Here is a 12138-nt window from a genome sequence, read left to right as displayed (position 1 = left end):
GAACTCGGGAATCTTGTCGACCGAACCGATTTCCTCGAGCATGTTCAGCGCCGCCTCGTTCGCGCCGCCGTGCGCCGGGCCCCACAGGCACGCGATGCCGGCCGCGATACACGCGAACGGGTTCGCGCCCGACGAGCCCGCGAGACGCACCGTCGAGGTCGACGCGTTCTGCTCGTGGTCCGCGTGCAGGATCAGGATGCGGTCGAGCGCGCGCACGAGCACGTCGTTGACCTTGTATTCCTCGCACGGGTTCGAGAACATCATGTGCATGAAGTTCGCGCTGTACGACAGGTCGTTGCGCGGATACACGAACGGCTGGCCGATGTTGTACTTGTACGCCATCGCGACGAGCGTGGGCAGCTTGGAAATCATGCGGGTCGCCGACACTTCGCGATGCTGAGGGTTATTGATGTCGAGCGAGTCGTGGTAGAACGCCGAGAGCGCGCCGACGGCAGCGACGAGCACCGCCATCGGGTGCGCATCGCGACGGAAGCCGCGGAAAAAAATCTGCATCTGCTCGTGAATCATCGTGTGCTGCGTGATGGTCTTCACGAATTCGGCCTGCTGCGCCTTATTCGGCAGCTCGCCGTGCAGCAGCAGGTAGCAGGTTTCGAGGAAGTCGGCGTTCTGCGCGAGGTTTTCGATGGGATAGCCGCGGTACAGCAGCTCGCCCTTGTCCCCGTCGATGTAGGTGATCGACGAGTTGCACGACGCCGTCGACATGAAGCCCGGGTCGTACGTGAACATGCCGGTCTGGCCGTACAGCTTGCGAATGTCGATCACGTCCGGGCCCATCGTGCCGTGATAGACCGGCAGCTCGACGCGATCGGCGCGATCGGAAAAAGTCAGGGTAGCGTGTGTTTTAGAGTCGCTCATCTACGTGTCCTTGGTTACGTCACATCGCCCATGCCGCAGTGAACGCCGGAATGTCGCCCGGCCGGCGTGCTGAAGCGCTGGCAGCATTCTACGGCGCGATTGTGTCGCCATTGGCGCCGCAGCCGGCAACAATCCCTCCTGGGTATCGCAATATTCGCGCGCGCTCCGTTCCGCCTGCCCAACTCCGCACTCCTGGCCGGGAATTTTTGGCAACAGTATTTTGCTGTGCAGGTGCAACATTTTCATGAGAAGCTTTGCCATACTGCATAAACGCAGTGCTTTTCCTGACTGCACGGCAGTATCGGCCGACCGTTCGTTTCGGGTCGGCCTGTTTCTTCTGCGCCACGGGCTCAAACCAATAACAGCAAAATGTAAGGATAAACAGATGAACCTCTCGATCGACACGCTATTCGACCGCGACGATGTAGAAGACGGGACGTCGGTTACCGCGCTCAACCATCAGGACATCGTAGTGGCGTTGTCCGCTGCGCTTGCGCCGCAACGGGTTGCCGTCCTGCATATGCTGTATCCGCGCACCGACGCCCGCACGCACAACAGCCTCGACTCGCTCGTCCACACGCTGCACGGCCACGGTCTTCACGAAGTCGCGAGGCTCGTCGCGGAGGAAGCGCATTATCTGCTGTTCAAGGATCCGGCGAAGGCGTGGAAGGCGTTCCACGAAATCCGCAACGACTCGCTTGCGATCGGCGTACACCTTTATTACAACGGACTCGTCGGCGAAGCGGCCGAGCGCGTGCTCGACGCCCACGCGCACGGCAAGGATTGACCCGCGCGTCGTCCCGGTCTTCGGGGCAGACGGCGTAAAGAGGGAGGGGCCTCGCCCGCCCTCTTTCGTATTACCTGCGTGGCCCGGGTCCATTCACGCTAATAACCGGTTTGCGCCGGCTGCCAGAAGGCCGGAGCATGACGCGGCGATGGGCGGCCCTTGCGGCGTGGCGTGAACAAGACCCTACGCCCCCGCGTAGTGGACGAACTGCTCGACGTAGCGGTTGAACGCGCCCGGCCGCGCGAGATTCATGCCGTGCGAGGCGCCGGCCACGGTTTCCCGCCGCGCATCGCCGAGCCACTGCTCGAGCGCGGCCACGGTCCGGTGAAACACCTCGGGGCTCTGCTCGCCGTCGATCAGGAGTACCGGACAACGGACGTCGGCCGCGTCTTCGCGCGTATAGGCCGGCAGCGGGTCGCGAAACTGCGGTCCGAGCGTGCTGGCGTTGTCGGTCGCCATCGTGCGGAAAGCCAGCGTACTGCGGTCCCAGAAGCCTGGCCGGCTCACCGAATCGACGAAGAGCCTGAGCCCGGCGTCCACCTCCCCCGTCTCGATGAGTTGCACGGCGCGCGCCCTCAGCGCGTTGACCGTCTCGGGCAGCGGCGCGTCCGCGGACCCCGTCTCGCCGTCTCGACGCACCGGGCCGCCCGGATCGGCCAGCGTCAGCGTCCGCACGAGTTCCGGGCGGCGCCGCGCGAAATGAAACGACACGCAGCCGCCGCGCGAATGGCCGACGACGTGTGCCGGCCCGGCGCCGAGCCCGTCGACGAACTCGCCCAGCTCGTCCGCATGGCGGCTCCAGCTAAACGGCTGGCCCTGCGCCGCATCCGCGGCCGGCCAGTAGTGCGAAAGGCTCACGGCCACGCAGCGGAAATGCCGGTTCAATCCCGCGAGCTGGGGCTGCCAGTAGCGGTAGTCGCACAGCGAGCCGTGCACGAAAAGCAGCAGTTCGCCCTCGCCGCTCTCGACGTAGGGCAAACGCAATCCGCTGGGCAGTTCGACGAATGAAGGCGAGACGGAAGAAGTGGATTGGTTCACGGAGACGAATGACGAAACGGTCCGGGAGACCTGGGACCTGGGAGACCTGAGCGATCGGTCAGGGCACGGCGGCCTTGACGAACCGTCCGGCACGCAACACAGCCCCGCGGCATCCCCCGACTACCGCGGCCAAGGCACGAACAAGCCGCGGCGCCTGCCGCGCAAGGCCCGTATTGTCACACGAGTGAAGATTGCGCGTGCAGGGCGCCCGCACAAACCGGGCCCGTCGCGCCTGAATCGCCTCAATCGAACGCATACGCCTCGAACGTCGCCGCGGCGGCGCCCGCGCCGCGCACCGCGCAGGTCAGCGGCTCGTCGGCCACGCGCACCTCGACGCCGAGTTCCGCCGAGAATAGCTGGTCGAGGCGCCTGAGCAACGCGCCGCCGCCCGCCAGCACGATGCCCGTGCGCGCGATGTCGGTCACGAGCTCCGGCGGCGCGGCTTCGAGCACGCCCCTCACCACGCCGATCACCTGCCGCAACGGCGCCGCCACGGCCTCGGCGATATCGTGGCTCGTCAGCTCGACGGTACGCGGCAGACCGTCCGACACGCTGCGGCCCGTCACGCGGAAGCGCTCGAGCGGCCCGTCGCGCAGCGCGGTGCCGATGACGCGCTTCGCGCGCTCGGCCGTCTGCTCGCCGAGCACGACCCCGTAGAGCCCGCGCACGTAGTTGATGATCGCGAGATCGAGCTGGTCGCCGCCCACGCGCACCGAGCCGCCGCACACGACGCTGCCGAGCGCGATGATCCCGACTTCGGTCGTGCCACCGCCGATGTCGACGACCATCGAGCCCGTCGACGACGAGACGGGCAACCCGGCGCCGAGCGCCGAGGCCAGCGATTCGCCGATCAGGTTCACGCGGCCGGCCCCGGCCGCGCGCGCGGCCTCGCGGATCGCCCGCTTCTCGACGGGCGTCGCCGCCTGCGGCACGCAGATCGTGAAGGCGAGACGGCGGCCGAAACGGCGGCGCGTGCGGGCCATGTCCACGAAGCGGCGCATCATGTGCTCGGCGGCGGAAAAATTCGCAATCACGCCATGGCGCATCGGCCGGATCGCTTCGAGATGGTCGGGCGCGCGCCCGAGCAATTGGCTCGCCTCGCTGCCCACCGCGGCCACCTGGTGTCCGGCGCCGCCGGGCGCCGGGCGCCGCTCGAAGCAGACCACCGAGGGCTGGTTCAGCACGATGCCCTTGTCCGCCGTATAGATCAGCGTATTGGCCGTGCCGAGATCCACGGCGACATCGCGGCGGGACGATAACCGTTTGAGGAAGGCGCGATGCGGCGTCACTTGGGCCATGGTCTGTCTGTACCGGTTTTGGCCGCCCATGCCGGAGGCGGCCCCAGTCATCAGCTCCGGCGACGCGGCGCGTCGTGGCAGACACTGTCGAATCCCCGTGATCGAATGCGCGTGCCGGACCTTAGGGCCTTTTCGACCCATTGGGTCCAATAACGGCAGGCGAACGAAAGACTTTAGGCCGTCGCCGCTCAGGCCTGCGAACGGCCCGCGAACGCGCGCGCCAGCGCCCGGCCGCCCAGCACGGCCCCCTGCTGTGAAATGGTGTGTTCTACGCCGGGCAGGCGGTAGGCGTCCACGGCGAAACCCGCGGCGCGAAAGGCCGCCTCGGCGCGGTCGAGCTCCGCCACCGGAATGACGCCGTCGTCCACGCCGTGCACGAGCGTGAGCGGCGTGCCGTTGCGGGCGGACACCTGCGCGGCAAGCCGCCCCGCGTAGGCGACGACGGCCGCGAGCCGCTCCGGCCGGGTCGCCGCGCGGTAGAGCGACATGATCGAGCCCTGCGAAAAGCCGACGAGCGCGAGCGCGCCATGGTCGAGCCCCCAGTGCGCGAGCTCGGCATCGAGCATCCGTTCCAGCGCCGGCAGCGCGGCCGCGACGCGGGCCTCGCGGTTCATCTCGTCCACGTCGCGCAGGCTGAACCACTGCCGGCCGCCGAAGCCGCCGTCGAACGGCTCGCTGCCGTCGAGCGAGGCGAACGCCACGCCCGGCAGCGCGTCGCGCCAGGCGTCGACGAGCGGCATCAGATCCTGCGCGTTGCTGCCCACGCCGTGCAGCAGCACGACGAGCGAGCGCGCCGCGCGCCCGTTTTCCGGCGCGCGGCGCCATCCTTCGTCGAACGGTTCCCAGCTCATCGGCCTGCTCTCCTGTTTTCCCGGACCGCCATCGATCCATGGCGCAGAGGCAACCCATCATACAGGGGCGGGCCGAACCCGGCAGGCGGCTCCGCGCCGTTAGCCTTGAGCGAGACTGCGCCCGCCGTCGGCGACCAGTTCCCGCGTCGTGTCCTGCACCCGCTCGAGGAAGGCCTGCACGAGCGGATTCGCCTGCTGAAGAATCGGGCAGACCGTATAGCCGCGAAACACGATGTCGGGCGAAAACGGCCGGAACGTGATGCGTCCGTGATGCGTGTCGCCGGCCGCGAGCGGATTGACGATGCCGATGCCGAGCCCGCGCGCGACGAGCGCGCAGATCGTTGCGCCGTAGGGCGTCTCGATGGCCGGCACCTGGTCGACGCCCGCCTGCCGCAGCACGCGATCGAGCGACGAGCGCGTGTCGTCGGCGTAGGACGGCAGGATGAGGCGCTCGCCCGTCAGGTCGGCCGCCTCGATCCGCTTGCGCGCCGCGAGCGGATGCCCGGCCGGCAGGGCGCAGACGCCGGGCAGGCGGTAGAGTTCGGCGGCCGTCACGCCGAACGCGTCGGGCGTGATGGTCGCGAAGCCGATGTCGCAATAGGCGGACGAAGCCCAGCGCTGAATGGTCCCTTCGCTGCGCATTTCGAGCGACACGGCGATGCGCGGATAATCGCCCAGAAACCGCTCGATCGCGGCCGGCACGAACGAGAGCGCGAGCACGGGCGCCGCCACGAGCCGCAGCCGCCCGCTGCCGAGCTGGCGGATTTCGCGCGCCGAATGCGCCAGCTTCTCGAGCCCGACGAAGCTGCGGTCGACCTCGCGATAGAACGCGCTGCCCGCGTCGGTGGCGCGAATGCGCCCGCCGTTGCGGGCGAACAGCACGAGCCCGGTCGAGGCCTCGAGCTCCGCGATCATCCGGCTGACGCTCGGCTGCGAGGTGCCCAGCTCCTCGGCGGCGGCCGTCATCGACCCGCGCAGCATCACGAGCCGGAATGCTTCGATCTGCTTCTGATTCATCGCGCCCCTTCTCCCCGGACGCGTTCCAGCATGCCATATCAAAAATGAATGGAAGCTGTTTTTGGCCGTATTTGACCGGATGATTCGCGCCCGCCTAGACTGATCCGGACCTTGCAACGGCGAGCATCCATGCGATCCGACACGCTGCTGTTCCACGAAGACTTTCGCGCCGAGCCCTACTGGTGGGACGCCGCGCCGCCCGAAACGGCGCGCGCGGCGCTGCCGGGACAGGTCGACCTCGTCGTGGTCGGCAGCGGCTACTGCGGGCTCTCGGCCGCGGCGGAGGCCGCGAAGCGCGGCGCCGGCGTGGCCGTGCTCGACGCGGCCGAAATCGGCGCGGGCGGCAGCACGCGCAGCGGCGGCATGGTGTCGAGCGGACAGAAGCTCGCGATGACCAACGCCATTCGCGGCGTCTCGCCCGAGCGGCTGCGCGGCCTCATGCAGGAGTCGATGGCGAGCTTCGCGTACCTGAAGCGCCTCGTCGCCGACGAGGCCCTCGACGCCGACCTGAAAATCACGGGCCGATTCTTCGGCGCGTTCACGCCCGCCCATTTCGAGCGGCTCCGCAAACAGGGCGAGCTGCTGCGCGAGAAAACCGGCGTGACGGTCGGCGTCGTGACGCGCGAAGCGCAGCGCGCCCTCATCGGCTCGGACTACTACTACGGCGGCATCGTTGTCGACGAATACGGCGGCCTGCACACCGCCAAATATCACCGGGCGCTGCGCGAACTCGCGCGGCGGCGCGGCGCCACGCTGCACTCGCACGCGGCGGTCGACCGGATCGAGCGGCGCGCCGGCGGCTTTCGCGTTCATACGGCGCGCGGCGCGCTCGACGCGAAGCACGTGCTCGTCGCCACCAACGGCTACACCGGCGCGCTGCTGCCGTTTCTCGCGCGCCGCGTGCTGCCCGTGGCCAGCTACCAGATCGCCACGGAGCCGATTCCGGCCGGCCTGATGGACGTGCTCAATCCGGGCCGCCGCATGATCAGTGACTCCAAGCGCAACCTGTTCTACACGCGGCCCTCGCCCGACGGCACGCGCATGCTGTTCGGCTCGCGTCCCGCCATCCGCGAGGTCAGCGAGCGCGAGGCCGCGCGGCGCCTGCACGCGCGCATGGTCGGGCTCTGGCCCGCGCTGCGCGACGTACGCATCACGCACGCGTGGAAGGGCTACGTGGCGATGACGGGCGACAAGCTCCCGCATCTGGGCCAGCACGAAGGCATCCATTACGCGCTCGGCTGCAACGGCAACGGCGTCGCGCTCATGACTTGGCTCGGCCAGCGCATCGCGCCCTGCGTGCTCGGCCTCGCCGAGACGCCGGGACCGTTCGGCGAAGGCGCGTTCCCGACGCGCCGCCCCCGCTTCGCGGGCGAATGGGCCGTCCCGCTCGGCGCGGCGCTCTATACGCTCGACGACCTCTGGGGCGGCCGCGTGCGCGCCGCGCTCGGCTAACCGCCCGATCCGCAGAAAACCAGCAAGGAATCCGACCGCCACGCCCGCTTCTTTTTTTCGACCCGCCGTCCTCGCCCCGGAGCCCACCATGCGCCTGCGCCGTTTCTTTCGTCTCGCCTGCCTCGCCGTCCTTGCCGCGCCGCTATGCTTCACGGCCATGACCGAGGCCCGCGCCGCAGACCTCGGCACGCTGAGCCCGGGCAAGCTCGTCACGGGCGTGGATGCCAACAACAAGCCCTACTCGTACATCGACAACGGCCGCATGACGGGCTTCGACGTCGAGCTCGTGCGCGCGATCGCGGCCAAACTCGGGCTCACCGCCGAATTCCGCGCCCAGGACTTCAGCGGCCTGCTGCCGAGCGTCGTGAACAGCCAGATCGACATCGCGGCCGGCTCGATCTCGATCACGAAGGACCGCCTGAAGATGGTCGATTTCTCCGAGGGCTACCTGACCGGCCTGCTCGGCGTCGCGACGCTGCCCGACAGCCCCATCACGAGCGACGTGGCCTCGATCAAGGGCAAGCGCATCGGCGTCGTGCAGGGCACCATCGAGGACACCTACTCGGACAGCTACCTGCCCGGCGCGCAGATCGTGCGCTTTCCGAACCTGAACGCCGGCTTTCTCTCGCTGCGCTCGCACTACATCGACGGCTATTTCGTCGACAAGACCCTCATCGAGGGCCTGCAAAGCAAGTATCCGCAGATGCACCTGGCCGACCGCCTCGACATCTCGGCGGTCAACCTGCCTGCCGGCTTTCCGCTGCGCAAGGGCAACGCGAAGCTCGCGGCGGCCCTGAACCGGACCATCAACGAACTGGTCGCCGACGGCACCTGGGCGAAGCTCTACCATCAATTCAACCCCACCTACCCGACGCCGACTTCGTTGCCGCCCTACGCCATGAAGCAGTAAAGCGCCCATTCCCCGTTGCGACCCGTCGCGCCGCCTCCGCGGCGCCCTGCGAAGGAGCCCGCCATGAATGCCTTCCTGCAGAACTTCCTCGACTGGAACCTGATGGCGCAGTCGCTGCCGGCGCTGCTCGGCACCGGCCTCGTCAACACGCTTGTGCTCTCGCTGTTCTCGACCGCGCTCGGCATCGCGGCGGGCATGGTCCTCGCGCTGATGGCGGTCTCGCACGTGCGCTGGCTCATGCTGCCCGCGCACGCGTTCGTCGACGTGTTCCGCGGCCTGCCCGCCGCGCTGCTGATCCTGCTGATCGGTCAGGGCCTGGCCCCCGTCGGGCTCGCCGTCTTCGGCCCCAACCCGTACCCGCTCGCCATCGTCGCGCTCGGCCTGATCGCCTCGGCCTACATCGCGGAAATCTTCCGCTCGGGCATCCAGAGCGTCGGACGCGGCCAGTTGCTCGCCTGCCAGGCGCTCGGCATGAGCTACTGGAGCGGCATGCGGCACGTCGTCGTGCCGCAGGGCGTGCGGCGCATCCTGCCCGCGCTCGCGAACCAGTTCATCTCGATCGTCAAGGATTCGAGCCTCGTCTACTTCCTCGGGCTGCTGACCTCGCAGCGCGACCTCTTCACCATCGGCCAGAACACCTCGGTCAACCTCGCGAACCTCTCGCCGCTCGTCGCGGCGGGGCTCGTCTATCTGCTCGTCACGATACCGCTCACGCACGCGATCGATCATCTCGACCGCCGCACGAACCGCTTCGCGAATCCGCGCGCGGGCGCAGCGGACGGCCGCGCGCGCCGCCCCCTGATGGGCCATCTCATGCGCCGCCGCGCGCTGCCGCCGACGGCCGCGGAGATCGCGGAGCAGCGCCACTAGCCGGCCAACCTGCCGCGCGCGGCGCGTCGTGTCCCCGCATCCCGCCGTCGCACCCGCCTCGTTCGCACCACATTCGCAGCGCCGCCCGGCACGGCCCCTGTGCCCGATAATTTCAACTACCGATACTAACCAGAACACACGCCATGGGACCTCAAGTCGAAACGGTCGCCGAAGACACGGCGCTGCCCGAGCAGGTGGACGTCGTCGTCATCGGCGGCGGCATCATCGGCGTCTCCAGCGCGCTCTATCTCAGCGAGAAGGGCCTCAAGGTCGCGCTCTGCGAGAAAGGCCACATCGCCGGCGAGCAGTCGAGCCGCAACTGGGGCTGGGTCCGCGTGACCCGCCGCGACCCGCGCGAACTGCTGCTCTCCATCGAGAGCCTGAAGCTATGGCGCACGCTGGACCGCACGCTCGGCATCGAAACCGGCTTCAACCCGTGCGGCATTCTCTACATGACCGACGACGCGAAAGCCCTCGACGAGCACCGCGCCTGGCTCGCGCAGGCGCGCGAGATGGCCGGCGACGCGTTCGACACGCGCGAGATCGACGGCACCGAGGTCGCCTCGCTGCTGCCCGGCGCGACGCGGCGTTTCCTCGGCGGCCTCTACACGGCCGGCGACGGACGCGCCGAACCGCAGCGGGCCGCGCCCGCCATCGCGAACGCGCTGCGCCGGCGCGGCGTGAAGATTCTCGCGCCCTGCGCCGCGCGCGGCATCGAGACGAGCGCGGGCCGCGCGAGCGCCGTCGTCACCGAGCACGGCACGATCCGCTGCCAGGCCGTCGTCGTGGCGGGCGGCGCCTGGTCCCGCCTCTTTTGCGGCAACCTCGACGTCGACTTGCCGCAATTGCTCGTGCGCGCCTCGGTGCTGCGCACCACGCCCGTCGACGGCGGGCCGGCCTGCAGCGCGAGCAACAGGCAGTTCGCGTTCCGCAAGCGGGCTGACGGCGGCTACACGATCGCCTACGGCTTTCGCACCTACAGCGACCTGACGCCCGACTGCTTCCGCCTCTTCTTCAAGTACGTCGAGGCGCTGAAGAGCCAGCGCGGCGCGCTGAAGATCGGCATCGGCCGGCGCTTCTTCGACGAGCTGCGCCGGCCCCGGCACTGGGCGCTCGACGAGCCGACGGCCTTCGAGGACGTGCGCACGCTCGACCCCGAGCCGATCGTCCCGTACGTCGACAACGGGCTGCGAGAATTCCTCGCGGTGTTCCCGCATCTGGACCGGGCGCGCATCGCCCAGCGCTGGGCGGGGTACATGGACGTCACGCCCGACGCGATTCCCGTCATCTCCGGCGTCGACACGCTGCCGGGGCTTTTCATCGCCACCGGCTTCTCGGGACACGGCTTCGGCATCGGCCCCGCGGCGGGCAAGCTGACGGCGGACCTCGTCGCCAACGACACGCCCCTCGTCGATCCGCACGCGTTCCGTCTCTCGCGCTTCAGCGACGGCACGAAGATCGTCATCGACGCGGGGTTCTAGGAGGAGAAACGGGCATGCAGACGCAGACATCCAGTGCGACAGGCAAGGTCGCGATGATCTCCGGCGCGAACCGCGGCATCGGCCGCGAGGTCGCGAAGGAACTCCACCGGCGCGGCTACCGGCTCTCGCTCGGCATGCGCCGACCCGAGCCCTGCCCCGACGCGCCCGGCAGCTTCGCGTTCGCCTACGAGGCGCGCGACCCGCAAGCGGGCCGCCGCTGGGTCGAGGCCACCGTCGCGCAGTTCGGGCGCCTCGACGTGCTCGTCAGCAACGCCGGCATTTGCCGGCCTATCACGTTCGAGGACGGCACCGACGAACTGCTGGAGGAAACCTTCGACGTCAACGTAAAGGCGCCGTTCAGGCTCATCCAGGCCGCGCTGCCGCATTTGCGCCGCACCGGCGACGCGCGCGTCGTGCAGATCGCCTCGCTGTCCGGCAAGCGGGTCCGCAATCTCAACGTCGGCTACCAGATGTCGAAACACGCGGTGATCGCGCTCAATCATGCGGTCCGGCGCGCGGGCTGGGAGGACGGCATCCGCGCCACGGCCGTCTGTCCGGGGTTCGTGAACACCGACATGGCCGCCGGCCTCGCCGACTTGCCGCCCGAGGCGATGACGCAGCCGCGCGACGTCGCGCTCCTGATCGCAAATACGATCGAGATGCCCAACTCGGCGAGCGTGGCCGAAATCCTCGTGAACTGCCGGCACGAAGATATGTTTTGACGACGAGCCGGTAGCCAGACCGGGCGGCGCGGGGAGCCGGACAACGCCATGGACAGCCGACCGGCAGCAGCACACTTCGGAACCCGAGAAGCCCATACCGTACCGTCGGCGGATCTGCAATCTGTACAGGTACTGTACCGGCCCCCCCCCGCTAGACTGATGCGAAATCGTCCCTCGTCCGGAATTTCGCACCATGCCGCTTACCGCCACCCTGAGCGCCCTGCCCGCCGGCATGCTGTTCGCGCTCGTAACCAGCATCACGCCCGGCCCCAACAACACGATGCTGCTGGCCTCGGGCGTGAACTTCGGCTTTCGCCGCACGCTGCCCCACATGCTCGGCATCAGCTCGGGCGTCATGATGCTGATGCTCTCGGTCGGCATCGGCCTCGGCGAAGCGTTCAGTCGCCTGCCGGTGCTCTACCCCGTGCTCGAATCCGCCAGCGTCGCGTACCTGCTCTATCTCGCCTGGAAGATCGGCACGTCGGACGAAATCCGCCTGCGCAGCGGCACGCCGCGGCCCATGCGGTTCCACGAAGCCGCCGCGTTCCAGTGGGTCAATCCGAAGGCCTGGATGATGGTGCTCACGGCCGCGACCACGGTGCACGTGTCGGCCAACTTCGGCCTCAACGCCTGCCTGATGTCGGTCGTCTTCTACGTCGTCGGCCTGCCCTGCATCTGCCTGTGGGCGGCGTTCGGCACCGGCGTGCGGCGCTTTTTGTCGAGCCCGCTGCGGCTGCGCGCGTTCAACGTGACGATGGCGCTCTCGCTCGTGGCCTCGCTCTACCCGCTCGCCGCGTCGCTGTTACGCCCGCTGCTACTCCGTTAGGGCGCGGCCC

General features: G+C 68.7%; 12 protein-coding genes. 7 read left to right on the top strand and 5 right to left on the bottom strand.

What is annotated here, in order from left to right; translation table 11 throughout:
- A partial coding sequence (gene gltA / locus CY652_RS02010; protein WP_102128983.1) for a citrate synthase occupies positions 1-876 on the bottom strand: 876 nt, incomplete at its 3' end.
- A gap of 385 nt (positions 877-1261) precedes the next feature.
- On the opposite strand from gltA, the gene CY652_RS02005 reads away from it, so the two are divergent.
- The gene (locus tag CY652_RS02005; RefSeq protein WP_102128982.1) at positions 1262-1663 is read left to right on the top strand and encodes a hypothetical protein; all 402 of its coding nucleotides are present in this window, start codon (positions 1262-1264) and stop codon (positions 1661-1663) included.
- A 183-nt stretch (positions 1664-1846) separates the two neighbouring features.
- Here the strand turns inward: CY652_RS02005 and CY652_RS02000 are convergent, their stop codons facing one another.
- The 4 genes from CY652_RS02000 to CY652_RS01985 all read right to left on the bottom strand — a co-directional run bounded on the left by CY652_RS02000 (position 1847) and on the right by CY652_RS01985 (position 5867).
- The gene (locus tag CY652_RS02000) at positions 1847-2701 is read right to left on the bottom strand and encodes an alpha/beta fold hydrolase (RefSeq protein WP_102128981.1); all 855 of its coding nucleotides are present in this window, start codon (positions 2699-2701) and stop codon (positions 1847-1849) included.
- 242 nt (positions 2702-2943) lie between these two features.
- Positions 2944-3999, bottom strand: coding sequence for a rod shape-determining protein (locus CY652_RS01995; RefSeq protein WP_102128980.1), 1056 nt, complete (start codon positions 3997-3999; stop codon positions 2944-2946).
- 188 nt (positions 4000-4187) lie between these two features.
- Positions 4188-4850 carry an alpha/beta hydrolase gene (locus CY652_RS01990; RefSeq protein ID WP_102128979.1) on the bottom strand — a complete coding sequence of 221 codons (663 nt, stop codon included), beginning with the start codon at positions 4848-4850 and terminating at the stop codon, positions 4188-4190.
- Between the two features lie 99 nt (positions 4851-4949).
- Positions 4950-5867, bottom strand: coding sequence for a LysR substrate-binding domain-containing protein (locus CY652_RS01985; protein WP_102128978.1), 918 nt, complete (start codon positions 5865-5867; stop codon positions 4950-4952).
- Positions 5868-5996: 129 nt separating this feature from the next.
- On the opposite strand from CY652_RS01985, the gene CY652_RS01980 reads away from it, so the two are divergent.
- The 6 genes from CY652_RS01980 (at position 5997) to CY652_RS01955 (ending at position 12128) form a co-directional block, all read left to right on the top strand.
- Entirely contained in the window at positions 5997-7319 is a 1323-nt protein-coding gene (locus tag CY652_RS01980; RefSeq protein WP_102128977.1) for an NAD(P)/FAD-dependent oxidoreductase, read from the top strand.
- Between the two features lie 88 nt (positions 7320-7407).
- Positions 7408-8229 (top strand): ABC transporter substrate-binding protein, encoded by an 822-nt coding sequence (locus CY652_RS01975; protein ID WP_102128976.1) that lies wholly within the window; start codon positions 7408-7410, stop codon positions 8227-8229.
- Between the two features lie 63 nt (positions 8230-8292).
- Positions 8293-9099 (top strand): amino acid ABC transporter permease, encoded by an 807-nt coding sequence (locus CY652_RS01970; protein WP_102128975.1) that lies wholly within the window; start codon positions 8293-8295, stop codon positions 9097-9099.
- A gap of 143 nt (positions 9100-9242) precedes the next feature.
- Complete coding sequence (locus CY652_RS01965) at positions 9243-10580, top strand: NAD(P)/FAD-dependent oxidoreductase (protein WP_102128974.1); 1338 nt, start codon at positions 9243-9245, stop codon at positions 10578-10580.
- A gap of 14 nt (positions 10581-10594) precedes the next feature.
- Complete coding sequence (locus tag CY652_RS01960) at positions 10595-11302, top strand: SDR family NAD(P)-dependent oxidoreductase (protein WP_258002151.1); 708 nt, start codon at positions 10595-10597, stop codon at positions 11300-11302.
- A gap of 193 nt (positions 11303-11495) precedes the next feature.
- Positions 11496-12128: a LysE family translocator gene (locus CY652_RS01955; protein WP_102128973.1), complete on the top strand. Its 633-nt coding sequence runs from the start codon at positions 11496-11498 to the stop codon at positions 12126-12128.
- The last annotated feature ends 10 nt before the right edge of the window (positions 12129-12138 follow it).

The sequence above is a fragment of the Burkholderia sp. WAC0059 genome (genome assembly GCF_002870125.1).
GTDB lineage: Bacteria > Pseudomonadota > Gammaproteobacteria > Burkholderiales > Burkholderiaceae > Paraburkholderia.
This window is presented reverse-complemented; position numbering and strand designations above follow the sequence as displayed.

Excerpts from the sequence above, each read along its gene's own strand:
- CY652_RS01955 (WP_102128973.1), top strand. The coding sequence starts at position 11,496 with ATGCCGCTTACCGCCACCCTGAGCGCCCTGCCCGCCGGCATGCTGTTC.
- CY652_RS01995 (WP_102128980.1), bottom strand. The coding sequence starts at position 3,999 with ATGGCCCAAGTGACGCCGCATCGCGCCTTCCTCAAACGGTTATCGTCC.
- CY652_RS01980 (WP_102128977.1), top strand. The coding sequence starts at position 5,997 with ATGCGATCCGACACGCTGCTGTTCCACGAAGACTTTCGCGCCGAGCCC.
- CY652_RS01970 (WP_102128975.1), top strand. The coding sequence starts at position 8,293 with ATGAATGCCTTCCTGCAGAACTTCCTCGACTGGAACCTGATGGCGCAG.
- CY652_RS01975 (WP_102128976.1), top strand. The coding sequence starts at position 7,408 with ATGCGCCTGCGCCGTTTCTTTCGTCTCGCCTGCCTCGCCGTCCTTGCC.
- CY652_RS01960 (WP_258002151.1), top strand. The coding sequence starts at position 10,595 with ATGCAGACGCAGACATCCAGTGCGACAGGCAAGGTCGCGATGATCTCC.
- CY652_RS01990 (WP_102128979.1), bottom strand. The coding sequence starts at position 4,850 with ATGAGCTGGGAACCGTTCGACGAAGGATGGCGCCGCGCGCCGGAAAAC.
- CY652_RS01985 (WP_102128978.1), bottom strand. The coding sequence starts at position 5,867 with ATGAATCAGAAGCAGATCGAAGCATTCCGGCTCGTGATGCTGCGCGGG.
- CY652_RS02005 (WP_102128982.1), top strand. The coding sequence starts at position 1,262 with ATGAACCTCTCGATCGACACGCTATTCGACCGCGACGATGTAGAAGAC.
- CY652_RS01965 (WP_102128974.1), top strand. The coding sequence starts at position 9,243 with ATGGGACCTCAAGTCGAAACGGTCGCCGAAGACACGGCGCTGCCCGAG.